17 protein-coding genes are annotated in these 17,401 nt (G+C 59.9%); 5 read left to right on the plus strand and 12 right to left on the minus strand.

The genetic code is table 11. The features are described from left to right. Positions 1-42: 42 nt before the first annotated feature. Positions 43-798, plus strand: a complete 756-nt coding sequence (locus tag QMK55_RS15195) for a substrate-binding periplasmic protein (protein WP_102354624.1) — start codon at positions 43-45, stop codon at positions 796-798. Here the strand turns inward: QMK55_RS15195 and QMK55_RS15200 are convergent. From QMK55_RS15200 to gpmI, 5 genes are all read right to left on the minus strand, one after another. Next, positions 779-2,149, minus strand: coding sequence for a Vps62-related protein (locus QMK55_RS15200; RefSeq protein WP_320329487.1), 1,371 nt, complete (start codon positions 2,147-2,149; stop codon positions 779-781). The genes QMK55_RS15195 and QMK55_RS15200 overlap by 20 nt on opposite strands. Positions 2,150-2,266: 117 nt before the next feature. Further along, positions 2,267-3,043, minus strand: coding sequence for a divergent polysaccharide deacetylase family protein (locus tag QMK55_RS15205; RefSeq protein WP_320329488.1), 777 nt, complete (start codon positions 3,041-3,043; stop codon positions 2,267-2,269). Positions 3,044-3,045: 2 nt separating this feature from the next. Then, complete coding sequence (locus QMK55_RS15210) at positions 3,046-4,365, minus strand: S41 family peptidase (protein ID WP_041071409.1); 1,320 nt, start codon at positions 4,363-4,365, stop codon at positions 3,046-3,048. Between the two features lie 31 nt (positions 4,366-4,396). Beyond that, a complete protein-coding gene (locus QMK55_RS15215) occupies positions 4,397-5,683 on the minus strand; it encodes a murein hydrolase activator EnvC (protein WP_320329489.1) in 1,287 nt (428 codons plus the stop codon). Positions 5,684-5,925: 242 nt separating this feature from the next. Then, positions 5,926-7,455, minus strand: coding sequence for a 2,3-bisphosphoglycerate-independent phosphoglycerate mutase (gpmI, locus tag QMK55_RS15220; RefSeq protein ID WP_320329490.1), 1,530 nt, complete (start codon positions 7,453-7,455; stop codon positions 5,926-5,928). Between the two features lie 153 nt (positions 7,456-7,608). Here gpmI and QMK55_RS15225 point away from each other — a divergent pair, with 153 nt between their 5' ends. The 3 genes from QMK55_RS15225 to secB are packed head-to-tail and all read left to right on the plus strand — an operon-like array spanning position 7,609 to position 8,821. Next, a complete protein-coding gene (locus QMK55_RS15225) occupies positions 7,609-8,022 on the plus strand; it encodes a rhodanese-like domain-containing protein (RefSeq protein WP_102354619.1) in 414 nt (137 codons plus the stop codon). 1 nt (position 8,023) lies between these two features. Continuing rightward, positions 8,024-8,278: a glutaredoxin 3 gene (gene grxC / locus QMK55_RS15230; RefSeq protein ID WP_102354618.1), complete on the plus strand. Its 255-nt coding sequence runs from the start codon at positions 8,024-8,026 to the stop codon at positions 8,276-8,278. A gap of 57 nt (positions 8,279-8,335) precedes the next feature. Beyond that, positions 8,336-8,821, plus strand: a complete 486-nt coding sequence (gene secB / locus QMK55_RS15235; RefSeq protein WP_008080562.1) for a protein-export chaperone SecB — start codon at positions 8,336-8,338, stop codon at positions 8,819-8,821. A gap of 165 nt (positions 8,822-8,986) precedes the next feature. On the opposite strand, the gene QMK55_RS15240 is transcribed toward secB, so the two are convergent. Then, positions 8,987-9,442, minus strand: a complete 456-nt coding sequence (locus tag QMK55_RS15240) for a tRNA (cytidine(34)-2'-O)-methyltransferase (protein WP_003220777.1) — start codon at positions 9,440-9,442, stop codon at positions 8,987-8,989. Here QMK55_RS15240 and QMK55_RS15245 point away from each other — a divergent pair. Further along, positions 9,441-9,881 carry a hypothetical protein gene (locus QMK55_RS15245; RefSeq protein WP_102358555.1) on the plus strand — a complete coding sequence of 147 codons (441 nt, stop codon included), beginning with the start codon at positions 9,441-9,443 and terminating at the stop codon, positions 9,879-9,881. The genes QMK55_RS15240 and QMK55_RS15245 overlap by 2 nt on opposite strands. 560 nt (positions 9,882-10,441) lie before the next feature. Here QMK55_RS15245 and ntrC read toward each other — a convergent pair. From ntrC to glnA, 6 genes are all read right to left on the minus strand, one after another. Beyond that, a complete protein-coding gene (gene ntrC, locus QMK55_RS15250; protein WP_007961729.1) occupies positions 10,442-11,878 on the minus strand; it encodes a nitrogen regulation protein NR(I) in 1,437 nt (478 codons plus the stop codon). Then, positions 11,875-12,960, minus strand: coding sequence for a nitrogen regulation protein NR(II) (gene glnL / locus QMK55_RS15255; RefSeq protein WP_102358554.1), 1,086 nt, complete (start codon positions 12,958-12,960; stop codon positions 11,875-11,877). The genes ntrC and glnL overlap by 4 nt, the downstream gene beginning before the upstream one ends. Positions 12,961-13,190: 230 nt before the next feature. Continuing rightward, positions 13,191-13,808 (minus strand): DUF4124 domain-containing protein, encoded by a 618-nt coding sequence (locus QMK55_RS15260; RefSeq protein ID WP_102358553.1) that lies wholly within the window; start codon positions 13,806-13,808, stop codon positions 13,191-13,193. After that, positions 13,805-14,317 carry a DUF4124 domain-containing protein gene (locus QMK55_RS15265; RefSeq protein ID WP_320329491.1) on the minus strand — a complete coding sequence of 171 codons (513 nt, stop codon included), beginning with the start codon at positions 14,315-14,317 and terminating at the stop codon, positions 13,805-13,807. The genes QMK55_RS15260 and QMK55_RS15265 overlap by 4 nt, the downstream gene beginning before the upstream one ends. A gap of 102 nt (positions 14,318-14,419) precedes the next feature. Next, positions 14,420-15,763, minus strand: a complete 1,344-nt coding sequence (locus QMK55_RS15270) for a hypothetical protein (RefSeq protein WP_320329492.1) — start codon at positions 15,761-15,763, stop codon at positions 14,420-14,422. Between the two features lie 129 nt (positions 15,764-15,892). Beyond that, positions 15,893-17,299: a glutamate--ammonia ligase gene (glnA, locus tag QMK55_RS15275; protein WP_003220788.1), complete on the minus strand. Its 1,407-nt coding sequence runs from the start codon at positions 17,297-17,299 to the stop codon at positions 15,893-15,895. Positions 17,300-17,401: the final 102 nt, after the last annotated feature.

Raw genomic sequence — 17,401 nt, forward strand, 5'->3', positions numbered from 1 at the left:
CCAAGGCACTCTTGGGCACGCCATGGATTCCGGTAGCCCGACATGATCAAACGCCTGCTTCTTGTTCTCGCCAGTGCTTCTGTGTTGTTGCTCAATACGGCGCGGGCGGAAAACAGTCCTGACACCGATCTGGTGCTTCTCACCGAAAACTTCCCGCCCTACAACATGGCGAAAGACGGCAAGAACTTCGCCAAGGGCGAGAACATCAATGGTATCGCCACCGACATCGTGCGCGAGATGTTCAAGCGTGCCGGGCTCACCTACAGCCTGACACTGCGCTTCCCTTGGGAGCGGGTCTACAAACTGGCGTTGGAAAACCCCGGTTATGGCGCTTTCGTGATGGCGCGTCTGCCGGATCGCGAGAATCTATTCAAATGGGTCGGCCCGATCGGTCCCGACGACTGGATCATGTTGGCAAGAGCCGACAGCAAAATCACCCTCGAAACCCTCAACGATGCGCGCAAATACAAGATCGGTGCCTACAAGGGCGATGCGATTGCCGAAACGTTGACCAGGCAAGGCTTGCAGCCGCTGGTTGTCCTGCGTGATCAGGACAATGCGAAAAAACTGGTCAACGGCCAGATCGATCTGTGGGCCACCGGGGATCCTGCCGGGCGTTATCTGGCGCGGCAGGATGGAGTCACTGGACTCAAGACCGTATTGCGCTTCAACAGCGCCGAACTGTACCTGGCGCTGAACAAAGACGTAGCTGACACCGTCGTCGCCAAGCTGCAGGCAGCGCTGGATCAGATGCGCAAAGACGGTGTCGTCGACGAGATTATGTCTCGCTATCTGTAACGGTTGCTATCGGCGGCTCAGGTTGTACAGCGGAGACTGGCTTGGCTGTTTCAGTGATGGGCGGGGTAACTGGCGCTGCCATTGTCTGTAGCGACGGGGTGATAGTCTCAGGTTCCTCGGGCGTGTACTCAGTGATGTGCAGGCTGTTGCCATCGGTGTAGCTGAAGCTATCTGTTACTGGTGTACCGTCTGCGCGCAGCAGCCTGTAGTCACTTTGAATCAGATAAACCGCCACCGTTCTGTTTTTTGGCGCGAATGCGATGATCTCCATGGGTATCGAATTGAACCACTCGGTGGAGTGGGGCTTGCTCTGAGTGAAATCATCTTCAAGGTGCGCCGAGAATGCCATCGCCGTTGGCATGCTGGATTGCCATTGACCTTCAAACTTTACCGAAGTCGCTCTGGCGAAAATCAAGAGGCTGGCAGGACCCTGGACGCGTGGCGCCGTCCACCTGAATGTCCTGTTCGCTGACTCTGGATTATGTTCATGACCGACAAGCAGATACCGGTCAGTTCTTTGCAGAAGATAAAAGGGCGATGAACGCAGTTGTTCCAGAGGCGTGAGCAACGGGTCTTTGATGGTGAACCACGGCAGTTTGGCGGTATGGGTGGACGTGTCCAGTTCGCTCGGTGGTATGCGTCCGTTCAGTGTTGGCGCGACTGGGCGGGCGTTCATCTTCAGCGCAATCGGCATGCGTAATGAATAGGCTGAGAAACTCTCGGGTCTGGCGTAGCCGTTGTCACTTATCGCGATACCGGGTGCAAGGTGAGTTTCCCCAGGCGCAGCCACTGGAGGAGCGATGCTCCAAACGCTGACACTTTGTTTTGCGCCGCTGCCCTTGTCGCTCCAGATCAGTTCGTTGACTTTCGAGGCGGTCACCAGATCGGCACGGACGCAGCGAACAGCATTGAGCGACGGTTTATCGTGATCATTGGAGCAGACGCAACCCAAGGCTACATAGCCCTCCGGGGGAATGGGTCGCCAAATGGCCCCGTCTTTTTTCGATCCTGAGCCTGAATCTTTCCAGATCAACTCGAAGTCATCCGGTCGGCTTAATGCCTTGCCCTTGGCGGGGTCTGTGCTGGCTACCTGCGCCTCGCAAACCACGACAGCCACGGCGCTGGCGTTATTGAGGTTGTCGAATCCGGCAGCGATCACATCACCTAGCGGAAAATAGCCCGGCAACGCATCCGGCGCCGGGGTCGGGCGCCAGAAGGCAGCGGGTTTCGCCCGCGAGCCGGCGCTGTCCCAGATTCGGTGAAACTCCGTGGTGAAGTTGATCAGCAGGTTGTCGTGCCTGATGGGTTCCATATGCCTGGTTGGTGTTGCGGCTTCGTCATGAATAGTCATAGTCAGTCCTGATAATGAACGGCGACTCAAGGGAGTCGCGACCCGTTGCAGGTCTTACTATCCGGATGTGCGCCAGGCCTCTGGCGGTAACTATGTATTCAATGTCGTGACACGGTATTACCGATAAACACCGTCTTTGCCATGGCCGGCCATGGCGCGATTGCTACGTACGCTAATCATCTGCTTGATGTCGATCCACTCGATGCCTTGAGCCTTCAGCTTCGGCAGTTCGCGCTCCAGCACTGCCAGCGTCTGCGGATACGGGTGGCCGATCATCACCGCTGAACCCTGCTTGCGCGCCAGGTTGATCGCCGTCTGCAACTGGGTGTAGATCGCCGCTTCAGTGCGCTCGTCATCGAGAAACACGTCCCGCGAGACACTCGCCAGATCGATCTTCTGGGCCTGCTGTGCGGCGACGGTTTGCGCACTGGTGCGGCTGTCGACGAAGAACTTGTGACGGCGCTGCAACTCGCCCATCAGCCACGCCATCGCCACCGGTTGCGCGGTCATGCGGCTGCCCATGTGGTTATTGATGCCGGCGGTGTAGGGGACCATTTTGAAGGCTGCATCGAGGCGCTTTTCCAGCTCTTCGAGGGGCAGGTCGGGGTGCCAGGCGTATGGGCCGGTGGCCGGGTCCATGGGCATGTGCAGGATCACGATCTTGCCGGCGCGGTGAGCTTCGCGGGCGAATTCAGTGGCGTGCGGGGTGTCGGGCATGATCGCCGTGGTCACCGGGCCGGGCAGGGCCAGCACGCGGCGATCCCGGGGCAGGTTCTGCCCCAGGTCGTCGATGATCAGTGTCAGGTAGGCTTTTTGCGGAGTGGTTCTGGCGGGCTCTGCGTGAGCAGCACCCGCCAGACAGCACAGCAGGACGAAGAGAAAACGCAAAGACATCCTCAACGGCCGGAAGTGATGCTCAGGCCTTTGAGCAGGCTCAGGGCCTGGGCCAACTGGTAATCGTCATCCTGCGGCATAGCCTTGGCCTTGGCGCCGGAACCGGTCGGCTTGTCCGCGCCGCCGTTGCCGTTGCCCAGGTGACCTTGCAGGTCCGCTTCCTTGAAGTAGTCGCCGTCCGCCTCGTTGGTGATCTTGGCCTTGCGCACTTCGATGTCCGGGACGATGCCCTGGGCCTGGATCGAGCGGCCGTTCGGCGTGAAGTACAGCGCCGTGGTGATCTTCAGTGCGCGGTCGTTATTCAGCGGCAGCACGGTCTGCACCGAGCCTTTGCCGAAACTGGTGGTGCCCATGACCACGGCGCGTTTCTGATCCTGCAGGGCGCCGGCGACGATTTCCGAGGCAGAGGCGCTGCCACCGTTGATCAGCACCACCATTGGCACCGCTTCGCTTTCGTCCTTGCCGGTGGCAGAGAAGCGCAGCTCGGAGTTGGCGATCCGGCCTTTGGTGTAGACGATCAGGCCTTTCTTGATGAAGTGGTCGACCACTTCCACCGCCGCCTGCAGCACCCCGCCCGGGTTGTTGCGCAGGTCGAGGATGATGCCGTTGAGTTTCTTGCCGTTGTCCTTGCGCAGCTTGGCCAGGGCCTTGGAAACTTCTTCGCCGGTCTTGACCTGGAACTGGGTGATGCGTATGTAGCCGTAGCCCGATTCCAGCAGCTGTGCCTTGACGCTCTTCACTTGAATCACGGCGCGGGCCAGGGTCACGTCGAATGGTGTGCCGCCGTCACGGACCAGGGTCAGAGTGATCTTCTGACCGATCTTGCCGCGCATCTTGTCCACGGCTTCGGTCATGGTCTGGCCGCGAGTCGGCTGGCCGTTGATCTTGACGATGAAGTCACCGGCCTGGATACCGGCCTTCGACGCAGGCGTGTCGTCGATTGGCGACACGACTTTGATGAAGCCGTCTTCAGAACCGACTTCGATGCCCAGGCCGCCGAATTCACCGCTGGTGCTTTCCTGCAGCTCGGTGAAGTCTTCGGGGCCGAGATAGGCGGAGTGCGGATCGAGGTTGCTGAGCATGCCCTTGATTGCGTTTTCCAGCAGGGTCTTGTCGTCCACCGGCTCGACATAGGCAGCCTTGATCCGATCCATCACCTCGGCGAAGGTGCGCAGCTCTTCCAGCGGCAACGGTGCCTTGGCGGTCGCGGCAGTGCCTGCCGGAGCGACGGCCGGGGCCGGTTGAGCAGCGAACGCCAGAGGCGCGCCGATCACCAGGGCGATCGTCAGGGCCAGCGAGGTAAGGCGGGACAAATGCAGCATGTCGAACGAACTCCTGAATTAGGCGACGCGCTTATCCTTGCGCGTGACACCATTGCGCCGGATCACTCGGGTGACCCTGCTGACGAATTGCGAAATACAGCGCAGGCGTGTCCTGACCGCCACTGTTACCTACAGTGGAAATCGACTCACCGGCTTTTACCACGTCACCGGCCGACTTGAGCAGCGTCTGGTTGTGACCGTAAAGACTCAGATACCCATTGCCGTGATCGAGGATCACCAGCAGCCCGGCACCGCGCAACCAGTCGGCGAACACCACGCGCCCGCCGTGTACGGCATGCACCTGGCTGCCGGCGGCGGCGCTGATCATCACGCCGTCCCATTTGGTGCGCGCATCGTCGCCACGGCTTTCGCCGAAGCGTGCCAGCAGTCGACCATCAACCGGCCACGGAAGTTTTCCCCGGGTTGCAGCAAAAGGGCCACCGAAGGTCTCGCCGCTGCTGGAAACCTGCGCGCCTGGGGTTGATTTGACCGGTTTTCGTGGGGCGTCGCTGTTATCAGCCTGCGCCTCACGCAAACGCTTTTTTTCCGCTTCCTGCTGGGCGATCAGCGCTTTCTGCCGCGCTTCTTCTGCCTCACGGGCCTGGCGGGCCAGGGTTTCTTCAATGGTTTTAAGGACTTTAGACAGGTCTGCCTGATCCTGCTCGCGGGCGGCGAGTTTCTGATCGCGCGCCTTTACATCGTCGTTGAGCTTGGCGAGGACCTGCTGGCGTTCCTTGCGAACTTTGTCGAGTTCATCGCGTTGAGTGTCGAGGCTGCTTTTCTGGACCAGCAATTGCGCTTGCTGGGCGGCGATGTCTTGTTCGACATTGGCCAGTTGGCGCAGGGTTTCGTTGAAGTTCTTCAACTGCTCCAGGCGGGCCTGGCTCAGGTAGTCGTAATAGGTGAGGGTGCGGGCGAATTTCTCGGGATTCTGCTGGTTGAGCAACAGCTTGAGGTATTCCTGACGGCCGTTCTGATAGGCCGCACGGGCCTGGATGGCGATCAGTCGCTGCTGTTCAGTGCGTGCGCTCTGGAGTTTTTTTTTCTCCGTATCGAGTCGCTGCAGTTCGGATTCGCTTTTCTTCAGCTCTTTTTGCAGCGCATCGATCTGCTTTTCGAGCTTGCCCATCTCGGTTTCAGTGCCCTTGAGCTCTTTCTGTACGCCGGATTTTTCTTCCTGAACCTTGTTCAGCAGCTTTTTCAGCTCGGCAATATCCTGACGCGTGGCATCCAACTGCTGTTGGGTTTGCGCGCGCTCGTCAGCGAAGGCCGGTTGGAGCAGGCAGGTCAGAGCGAGGGCGATCAGGACGCGGAGCATAGAGGCGGGCGGCACCAGGGTAAGGGACGGCCTAGTATGCCCGCCCGACGCTGCAAAAAAAACGCCCAATTGGGCTTGTGTGATAACTGGAGCGGATTCGGTATTAAAAATAGCGCAAAACCAATGTGGGAGCGGGCTTGCTCGCGAATGCGGTGCGTCAGCAACGTTGATGTTGACTGACCCACCGCATTCGCGAGCAAGCCCGCTCCCACAGGGGTTTGCGGTGTTTTGGCGATTCGGGGTTAGACCAGAATCGACGTGCCAGTCATTTCCGCCGGTTTTTCCAGGCCCAGCAGCATCAGCATGGTCGGTGCCACGTCCGCCAGTACGCCGCCTTCGCGAACCTTGAGGTCACGCTTGCCGACATAAATGAACGGTACCGGCTCCGTGGTGTGAGCGGTGTGCGCCTGGCCGGTGGAGGCGTCGGACATCTGCTCGACGTTGCCGTGGTCGGCGGTGATCAGCGCTTCGCCGCCGACTTTTTCCAGTGCCTCGACGATGCGGCCGACGCAGGTGTCCAGGCATTCCACGGCTTTCACTGCAGCGTCGAACACGCCGCTGTGGCCGACCATGTCGCCGTTGGCGTAGTTGACCACGATCACGTCGTAACGCTGGTGCTCGATGGCGTCGACGATACGGTCGGTGACTTCTGGCGCGCTCATTTCCGGTTGCAGGTCGTAGGTGGCGACTTTCGGCGACGGGATCAGGATGCGCTCTTCGCCCGGGAACGGTTCTTCACGACCACCGGAGAAGAAGAAGGTCACGTGCGCGTATTTTTCGGTTTCCGCGATACGCAGCTGGGTCTTGCCGTTCTTCGCCAGGTAGTCGCCGAGCACGTTTTCCAGGCTGCCGGCGGCGAAGGCCGATGGCGCAGGGATGCTGGCGGCGTATTGGGTCAGCATGACGAAACCGGCCAGTTTTGGCTGGCGCGCGCGCTCGAACTCCTTGAAATCGTCTTCGACGAATACGCGGGTCAGCTCGCGGGCACGGTCGGCGCGGAAGTTCATGAACACCACGGCGTCGCCGTCTTCAACCTTGACCGGCTCGCCGATGGTGGTGGCCTTGACGAATTCGTCGCTCTCGCCACGGGCGTAGGCTGCGTCGAGACCCTCCTGGGCGGTGGCGGCGTTGAATTCGGCGTTGCCGTCGACGATCAGGTTGTAGGCCTGGGATACGCGGTCCCAGCGGTTGTCACGGTCCATCGCGTAATAGCGACCGACGATGCTGGCGATGCGGCCCTTGCCGAGTGCCTGGAAAGTCGCGTCGAGCAGTTCGATCGACGACGTGGCGCTTTTCGGTGGCGTGTCGCGGCCGTCGAGGAAGGCGTGCAGGTAGATTTTCTCGGCACCGCGCTTGAAGGCCAGTTCGGCCATGGCGATCAGGTGATCCTGGTGGCTGTGCACGCCGCCATCCGACAGCAGGCCCATGAAGTGCACGGCTTTACCGGCAGCCACGGCTTTATCCACCGCAGCGCAGATGGTCGGGTTCTCGAAGAACTCGCCGTCGCGGATCGCTTTGGTCACGCGGGTAAAGTCCTGATACACCACGCGACCGGCGCCGAGGTTCATGTGGCCGACTTCGGAGTTGCCCATCTGGCCGTCCGGCAGGCCGACGTCCATACCGCTGCCCGAGATCAAACCGTTCGGCACGCTGGCCCACAGGCGATCGAGTACCGGCTTGTTCGCCGCATACACGGCATTGGATTCGTGGCTGTCACTGTGACCGAAGCCGTCGAGAATCATCAGGACCAAAGGTTTAGGCGTGGTAGTCATGGAATCCACTCGTGGCTAATAAAGAAGAGGGCGATGGAAAAGGGAGTGGCAGTTTAATGCGAAGTTCCTGCGGCGTCACCGCCGGACGGGGTTTGGCCCACCATGGCTGCTGTGTATACTGGCCGACATTTTAACGCCCTGGAACCTCCTTCGATGGTTGCTCACCTGATTGAATTTGCCACTAACCACTACATTCTTGTCGGTATCTTCGTCGTACTGCTGGCCCTGTTGCTTGCCCACACGATGCAGGGCGGCGGTAAAAGCCTGAGCACCGGCGAGCTGACCGCTCTGGTCAACAAAGAAGCAGGCGTGGTGGTGGACATCCGTCCGGCCAAGGATTTCGCTGCTGGCCATATCGTTGGCGCGGTGAACATTCCCCAGGACAAGCTGGCTGCACGAATCGGCGAGCTGGAAAAGCACAAGGCCAAGACCATCATTCTGGTCGACGCCCTGGGCCAGACCGCCGGCACCCACGCCCGCGAACTGATGAAATCCGGCTTCACCGCCGCCAAGCTGTCCGGCGGGATCTCCAGCTGGAAAGGCGACAACCTGCCGCTGGTGAAGTGATATGAGCGAAGTCATCGTCTACTCCAGCGATTACTGCCCTTACTGCTCGCGAGCCAAGTACCTGCTCGAGAACAAAGGTGTGGCCTTCGAAGAGATCAAGGTCGATGGCAAGCCGCAGGTGCGCGCCGAAATGACCCAGAAAGCCGGGCGCACGTCCGTGCCGCAGATCTGGATCGGCAGCAAGCACATCGGCGGTTGTGATGATTTGTATGCCCTGGAGCGCGCCGGCAAGCTCGACGCGCTGCTCAAGGCCTGAACGGCTGCACCCACGTACAGCAATCCCTAAAAGACCCAAGATCAGAAAGGATCTGAGATGACTGACCAACAGAACACTGCAGCCAGCGAAGAAGAAACCGCACCGCAATTCTCCTTGCAGCGCATCTACGTACGCGATCTGTCCTTCGAAGCCCCGAAAAGCCCGGCGATCTTCCGCCAGCAGTGGGACCCGACCGTCGGTCTGGATCTGAACACCCGTCAGAAAGAGCTGGAAGGCGATTTCTACGAAGTCGTGCTGACCCTGTCCGTTACCGTGAAAAACGGCGACGAAGTCGCCTTCATCGCTGAAGTGCAGCAGGCCGGTATCTTCCTGATCAAGAACCTGGACGCGGCTTCGATGAGCCACACTCTGGGTGCGTTCTGCCCGAACATCCTGTTCCCGTACGCTCGCGAAACCCTGGACAGCCTGGTGACCCGCGGTTCGTTCCCGGCCCTGATGCTGGCTCCGGTGAACTTCGACGCCCTGTACGCGCAAGAGCTGCAGCGCATGCAGGAAAGCGGCGAAACGCCAACCGTTCAATAAACGGTCCTGGCTACAACGAAAAAAGCGCCGTAACAGGCGCTTTTTTCTTGGCTGATCGTTCCCACGCTCCGCGTGGGAATGCCTCTGGGGACGCTCCGCGTCCAGTGACGCGGAGCGTCACGGGCTGCATTCCCACGCAGAGCGTGGGAACGATCAGGTGTGTAGTTATTTGAAGTCGTTCTGGCGCCAGGCTTCGTATACAGCGACGGCCACGGTGTTGGACAGGTTCAGGCTGCGGCAGCCTTCACGCATGGGCAGGCGCAGGCGCTGTTCAGCGGGCAGGGCGTCGAGTACTTCCGGCGGCAAGCCACGGCTTTCCGGGCCGAAAATGAACGCATCGCCCGGGACGAACGCGGCATCGTGAAACGGCCGCGAACCCTTGGTGGTAAAGGCGAATAACCGTGGGTTGCCCAGGCTTTCCAGGCAACTGGCGAGGTCGGCATGACGTTGCAGCGTGGCATATTCGTGGTAGTCGAGACCGGCCCGGCGCAAGCGCTTGTCGTCCATCTCGAAACCCAGCGGTTCGATCAAATGCAGGTGGCAGCCGCTGTTGGCGCACAGCCTGATAACGTTGCCGGTATTCGGCGGAATTTCTGGTTGAAAAAGGATGACGTGAAACATGCACGGCTCCGAAGGTAAAGATGACGCGCATTCTACGCCGCAAGCCGACCCGCGTTCGAAACTATTCCCGCGGGTGATCGGTTCGCTGGCGATTGTCGGTCTGATGATCGGTTTGATGATCGGTCGCCTGACCACGCCGGATCCGAGCGTGCTGCAGCAGGTCGAAGTGACGGACGACGGCCTGGTGGTCTGGTTCAACAACGAACCGAAGCTTCACGGTGAAATCATCGACGGCACAGTGGCGCTGTTATTCCAGGCTGAAGGCCGCTCGCAGAAAGGCCAGCTCAAGCTCAACGGCAAGGACGTGAACTGGCGAACGCGGGTGAGTGACGGCGGGCTGTTGCTGACGGTGCTGGCGGCGCGGCCGCTGCAGGGTGACTGGGCCGCCAGTAAGGTCGATGACCGCTGGCGGCTTGAGATCCATCTCCGAGAGCAATAAAAGCGGGAATCCCCGGCCTGCCTGTACCAGGGTTCCCAAAACGGGGTGGACTTCGCTGAGAGCGTCGGTCCGGTGTAAAGAGGGAACCCCCGGCCTGCCTGTACCAAGGATCCCAAAAGGGTGGGCGCATCGCATTGCGGTGTGCGCCCGGTGTAAAGAGGGGAATCCCCGGCCTGCCTGTACCAAGGTCCCCGAAACGGGTGGTGAATCGAATCACCTGTGAGAGGTATTGCAGGGGGCGTGCCAGGTTTTTATTTGGTGAAACAAAAAAGTTGATCAGAAACACGAAAGCCCCGTTATCCGGGGCTTTCGTGTTTCTGGGGTTATTGTTTATCGGTGATTTTTACTGGCGATCTGAACTGAAGGTTATGCTCTATTGCGGTTCAAAGTGCATTGCTGTGGTGCGCAGAGGGCTAACTGTGGGAGCGGGCTTGCTCGCGAAGGCGTCATGTCAGTCACCATCCCGTGCAATGACACAGCGCTTTCGCGAGCAAGCCCGCTCCCACATTGGATCTTTGGTGTTTACGTAATTTGTGTTTCACCACAGGCCTATAGGCTGTTTAGCCCTCATCCCCTTCATCATCATCCCCGCCATCGACCTTCATCCCCAATTCCTTGATCTTGCGCGTCAGGGTGTTGCGCCCCCAACCCAACAACACCGCCGCATCACGCCGACGTCCGGCCGTGTGCTTCAAGGCAGTCTCGATCATGATCCGCTCAAACGCCGGCACCGCGCTGTCGAGCAGACTCGACTGGCCACGGGCCAACGCCTGATCGGCCCACTGGCGCAGCGCCTGCTCCCAGTTGGTTACCGGCGCGGAATCTTGTGGCAGGCTCAGCAATTCGGGCGGCAGGTCGCTGATGTGCACTTCGCGTCCGGAGGCCATCACGGTGATCCAGCGGCAAGTGTTCTCCAACTGCCGTACGTTGCCCGGCCATGGCAGGTTCTTCAGGTATTCCTCGGTCTCGCTTTTCAGCAGCTTCGGCTCCACCGCCAGTTCTTGCGCGGCGCGGCTGAGGAAGTGCTTGGCCAGAGTCGGGATGTCTTCGCGACGGTCCGACAGGCGCGGGATATGGATGCGGATCACGTTGAGGCGATGGAACAAGTCCTCACGGAATTTCCCGGCGTGCACCAGGGTTTCCAGATTCTGGTGGGTCGCGGCGATGATCCGCACGTCGACCTTGACCGGCACGTGCCCGCCAACGCGATAGAACTCGCCGTCGGCCAGCACCCGCAGCAAACGGGTTTGCGTATCCGCCGGCATGTCGCCGATTTCGTCGAGGAACAGTGTGCCGCCGTCAGCCTGTTCGAAACGACCACGGCGCAGGTTGGCCGCGCCGGTAAACGCGCCTTTCTCGTGGCCGAACAGCTCGGATTCCATCAGGTCCTTGGGAATCGCCGCCATGTTCAGTGCAATGAACGGCGAGGCCGCGCGCGGGCTGTGACGGTGCAGGGCGTGGGCCACCAGCTCTTTACCGGTACCGGATTCGCCGTTGATCAGCACGGTGATGTTGGAGTGGCTCAAGCGGCCGATGGCGCGAAACACTTCCTGCATCGCCGGCGCTTCGCCGATGATTTCCGGGGTGCGGGTCAGTGCCGGCACCACTTCCAGGCCTTGCTGTTCCTGCGCATGCTGATTGGCGCGTTTGACCAGCGACACCGCCTCATCAACGTCGAACGGCTTCGGCAAATACTCGAACGCACCGCCCTGGTACGAGGCGACTGCGCTGTCCAGGTCGGAGTGAGCGGTCATGATGATGACCGGCAACCGTGGGTGCTGCTCGCGAATCCGCGCCAGCAGGTCCAGGCCACTGGCGCCCGGCATGCGGATATCGGAAATGATCACATCAGGTTGCTGACGGGCCAGACGACTCATCACGCCATCGGCGCTGTCGAAGCTCTGCGTGGTCATGCCTTCCTGCTGCAAGGCTTTTTCCAGAACCCAACGGATAGAACGGTCGTCATCGACGATCCACACGGTTTCACTACGGCTCATGTCGATGTGGCTCCTTGTTCCAGTGGCAGAAAGATCGAGAACGTGGTGTGGCCGGGGTGGCTGTCACACTCGATCAGGCCCTGGTGCTGGCTGATGATGTTCTGGGTGATGGCCAGGCCCAGCCCGGTACCGTCCGGGCGGCCGCTGACCATGGGAAAGAAGATGGTTTCCTGGAGTTCCGCCGGGATCCCGGGACCGTTGTCGATAATCTCGATCTTGGTCACCAGGCGATGGCGGACGTGGCCAATGGTGAACTGGCGCATGGTCCGGCTGCGCAGGCTGATGCGGCCCAGCCGCAGCTCGTTCTGGCTGCTGATCGCCTGCATCGCATTGCGCACGATGTTCAGTACGGCCTGAATCATTTGCTCGCGGTCGATCAATACGTCGGGAATGCTCGGGTCGTAATCGCGCACCAGAGTGATGCAGCCCTGACTTTCCGCTTCGACCAGTTGGCAGACGCGCTCGAGTACTTCGTGGACGTTGCACAGGGCCAGCGACGGCAACTTGTTCGAGCCGAGCATGCGGTCGACCAGATTGCGCAGGCGGTCGGCCTCTTCGATGATCACGTTGGTGTAGTCGCGCAGGCTGTCTTCCGGCAGTTCGCGGGCCAGCAATTGCGCGGCGCCACGGATGCCGCCCAAAGGGTTCTTGATCTCGTGGGCGAGGCCGCGCACCAGCATCTTGCTGGTTTCCTGCTTGGACAATTGCGCCTCTTCCTTGGTGATCCGCAGCAGGCGATCACGCGGGTGCACTTCCAGCAGAAGCATGGTCGCGCCATTGCTGAGGATCGGCGTCACCGCGTAGTCCACGGTCAGGGTCTGGCCGGTGAGGGCGGTGAGCATCGCTTCGCGCTTGGTGAACGGGTGCGCCTGTTCGACCGCTTGGCGCAGCGAGTTGAGCGCCTCGGTGGATTCGGTAAACAGCTCGCTGATGAACTGCCCATGGCTGCGCTGACCGCTGATGGCCAGCAGCATCTCGGCCGCCGGATTCATGTACTCAAGGCGCAACTCGGCGTCGAGCAGGATGGTGGCGGTGGTCAGGTTGTCGAGCAGCAAACGGTGGATTGCGTCGCTTATGGTCATCTGGACCCCTTTTGGAGCAAGGCGTGCGCGAGAACTAAGCGCTGATGCGAGGAAAATGCAAAAACCAAACCAAGGCTCCGAAAAGAAGCGCTCAACCCCTGAAACAGGCGTTTGACGCTCGTTTGCGTGGCGTCATGTCAGGCTTGGCGGGTACTTTCGAACCAAAATGGGTTGGAATGTGGGTACGGTGCAACTTGTTGCACCAATATAGTGCGCAAAGCTGAACGGCGTTAGAAGAAACGCAGGAAGGGATTTCTCGGCTCGGGCGGTTTGTCCTTCAGCGGACATTCCGGGCGCACGCCATAGTCTTCGCTGACGCAGGGTTTGACCTGGCGTTTCTGCGCAAGCGAGATGCGCAGCATGTGGAACGGCTGGTTGGCAGTGCGTTCGACGGTGCGGCCCTGCTCGTCGAGGATTTCCACCGACAGGTTGTGACTGCCCCGGTCGATGTTGCTCAGCGGGAACACCGGGCTCAGACCCGGTTCGCCAGTGGCCTCACCGTCCAGCAGCAGACGATAGCGATGACCGTGTTGCAGGCCTGGTTCGCTGGTGACGCTGACGATCAGCTCGCCGGCGCTGCTGCGGATGGTCGCGTCCGGTTCGGGGATCAGAATGCGCAACATGTCGTAGTGGAACAGCGGCTGTTCCGGGGATTTTTGTACAGCACGGATCGGCGTTGCGGTCGTGGGGTTGGCCGACATGCGATTGCTGGTCGCGATGGGGACGCGCTTGGCATTGCCGCGTGGCTGGTCGGTGTAGACGCGATTGCCCTGCGCATCGACATAGGTGAAGACCTCCGCTGAAACGGGCAGGGCCAGCAGGCACAGGATCAGCCAGAAAACCCTCATGGCTTGTGCACCCGCTGCACGGTGAACACCACCGTCGGGCTCTGCTGGATGATCGTTTCGCCGTCGATCACCTGTACCGCCAGCCGATGCTCGCCGCGATCGACATTCACCAGTTGCAGGATCGGCACGTTGCTCGGCTGGCCGTAAGGCGCGTCGTCCAGGACCAGCCTTAATTGCTGCGGCGGTTGCAGGCGCGGTTTGATCAGCACGGTGACGGTAAAGGTGCCGTTGTTGGCGCGCAGGGCTTCTGCGCTGGGCAGGCCGGTCAGTTCCAGCACTTCATAAGCGCTGCGTGACGCTGGGCGACTGTCCGTACTGGAGGGCGCCGGCGCGCTCGGTGCCTGTGGCTCGACGCTGTTGAGCGGCGGCAGTTCCAGCGGCTGCGCCTGCACACCGTCCGGCGAATGATCGCTGTAGACCGTGTTGCCGTTGGCGTCGGTGTACTTGTAGATCTGCGCGGCGGCGGGCAGGGCAATCACCAGTAGCAGGAATAGAAAACCACGACCCATGGATTCGACCGATCAACAATGAGATTGGCTTGCAGCATAGGCCAGGGGCGGCGGTAAGCCCAACCGGGATAACATCCGCTCACACAAACCATCCCCGGATTTTTATCGTGAAGCGCCCGACTCAAACAGGCTCTCACGCACGCCGGACAGGACGCCAGCCTTGTAATGCTCGATGTAGGTCAAAACGCCATTGGCGTCGGTATCGCGCAGCTCGCCTTCCTTTTTTCCGGCGACGAAGCTCACGGTCTGGATGTGGCCGTTCTCGGCCTTGAGTGTCCATGGGCCGCTTTGCAGGTCGTCGGTGTAGTTGCCGGTACCTGTTTTGGTTGTCCACAGGCCTTGGCGCTTGTCGTCGATATAACTGCCGCGCTCGGTAACGCCGGCGATGGTCAGTTCGCTCGGGCCGTTGAGTTGGCCATGGGCATAGGTCTGGAATCCGGTGGCGACCCATTCCATTTCGTCGTAGTTGGAAAGCTGCCAATGGCCCTCGCGCAAATCATTGTGGTACTCGCCGTCCAGCGTTTGCCCGTCCTGGTAAAGGCTCCATTGCCCCTCCCGTTTACCGTCTGCGAAATGACCGGACTCAGAATATTTCTCGTCTTTGGCGGTAGACCACGGACCGATACGCACGCCCTGTTTGTAGGCACCTTGGGCTGAGATCGATTCAGAATCATAAGACACCGACTGGCCATCTTCACCGCCAGTGAATTTCGCCGGTTCGGTTTCCCAGGCGATACGTCTGACCCGATAGTTGTACAGCGTGCGGTTACCTTCGACGAGTGTGGCGTCGAGCCAGCGCCAGAAGGTAACGGTGAGAAAGCGTCCGTCTTTTTCCTGATAGGTCTTCTTGAAAAAATACGGTTCGTCCTCTGGCGTTGGGTCGCTCAGCGGGTCGTAGTACTGGCCGTAATAGCTCACCAGATCGCCTTGGCTTAAATCGAGCTGGTCGAACTCGGGCACGCCGGACTCTTCATAGTAAAGGCGATAGTTGAGCGGTGTGATTCGGCTCAGGGCTTTCTTGATGGTCGGTGCATCGAGGCGTTTCTGGCCTTCGGTGATGCGATCCAGCGCCGGCTGCAGGCGCGTGACACGGCTGTAGAGGTGATCGTAGGCGTCGTATTTGTAGGCGTAGACCTTGTAGCGATCGTTTTGCCGGAACAGCACGAAGCGGGTCGGATCCTCGCTGTCGAGTGACATGAGAAATACCGATTCGATCGAAGCCTGGCCGAAGTCATCCAGCAGTTGCGGGTTTGCCTCGGGCGTGTTGCAAACGCAGTAGTAACCTTTCACACCGCTGGCTTCTTTGATAAATGCCAGGGTGGCCGAGCTCTCCTGCATTCCCTGAATCAGTGGATGAGCCAGCGGCTTGTTTTCATAAAACTCGGCTGCGTTCAGAGTCTGGCTGGCGAGGCCGGCTATCAGGGGCAGCGCCCATAACCACTTCATGCGAATCCCTTCGTCAAGGCGCCGGTAACGGGCGCAGAGGCGGCGGATTATCCATGGATGAGCGCGCACAAAAAAGGCCTCCCGAAGGAGGCCTCTTTTTGTCACGCCGCGTGCCGCAGCGCTACCGGATCAGCAGCTGTAGTACAGCTCATATTCCAGTGGGTGTACGAAGGTGCGAACCTTGATTTCTTCTTCGGATTTCAGCGCGATGTAAGCGTCGATGAAGTCGTCGGAGAACACGCCGCCCTTGGTCAGGAACGCACGGCCCTTGTCCAGCTCTTCCAGGGCTTCTTTCAGGCTGCCGCAAACTTGTGGGATCTCTTTCGCCTCTTCAGGCGGCAGGTCGTACAGGTTTTTGTCAGCGGCATCGCCTGGGTGGATCTTGTTCTGGATACCGTCCAGGCCGGCCATCAGCAGTGCTGCGAAAGCCAGGTACGGGTTGGCAGCCGGATCCGGGAAACGTGCTTCGATACGACGGCCGCGTGGGCTGTTGACGTAAGGAATACGGATCGAGGCGGAACGGTTGCGAGCCGAGTAGGCCAGCATGACCGGAGCTTCGAAACCTGGCACCAGACGCTTGTAGGAGTTGGTGGCCGGGTTGGTGAAGCCGTTCAGCGCCTTACCGTGCTTGATGATACCGCCGATGAAGTACAGGGCGGTTTCGGACAGGCCGGCATAGCCTTCGCCAGCGAAGGTGTTCTTGCCGTCTTTGGCGATGGACATGTGCACGTGCATGCCCGAGCCGTTGTCGCCGTACAGTGGCTTCGGCATGAAGGTCGCGGTGCGGCCGTAAGCGTCGGCAACGTTGTGTACAACGTATTTCAGAGTCTGAACTTCGTCAGCTTTCTTCACCAGGGTGTTGAACTTGACACCAATTTCGTTCTGACCGGCAGTCGCCACTTCGTGGTGGTGAACTTCAACGGTCTGGCCCATTTCTTCCAGTGCGTTGCACATGGCAGTACGGATTTCGTGGTCGTGGTCGAACGGCGGAACCGGGAAGTAGCCGCCTTTGATACCAGGGCGGTGGCCTTTGTTGCCGCCTTCGATGTCCTGGTCGGACATCCACGAACCTTGTTCGGAGTAGATCTTGAACATCGAGCCGGAGATATCCGACTTGAACTTCACTTCGTCGAAGATGAAGAATTCTGGTTCTGGACCGGCGAAGACGGTGTCACCGATACCGGTGGTCTTCAGGTATTCCTCGGCACGGTGAGCGATGGCGCGCGGGTCGCGATCGTAACCTTGCATGGTCGACGGTTCGATGATGTCGCAGACCAGAATCAGGGTCGCGTCTTCGGTGAACGGGTCGAGAACGGCAGTATCGTCGTCCGGCAGCAGGATCATGTCGGAGGCTTCGATGCCTTTCCAGCCAGCGATGGAGGAACCGTCGAACATCTTGCCGACTTCGAAGAAGTCGTCTTCCAGCGCATCGCGAGCCGGCATGGTCACGTGGTGCTGAGTGCCTTTGGTGTCCGTGAAGCGCAGATCAATCCACTTGACGTCATGATCTTTGATGAGTTGAACCGACTTCGACATAGTGTCCTCCGGGTGGCTTAGGGCTTGGTAGTGGATGCCCTTAATATGGGTGATGCCGGCGCAGATACTCTGCCAAGGCAACCTGCCTCACAAGGGAGCAAA

The organism is Pseudomonas sp. P8_229 (genome assembly GCF_034008635.1).
GTDB lineage: Bacteria > Pseudomonadota > Gammaproteobacteria > Pseudomonadales > Pseudomonadaceae > Aquipseudomonas.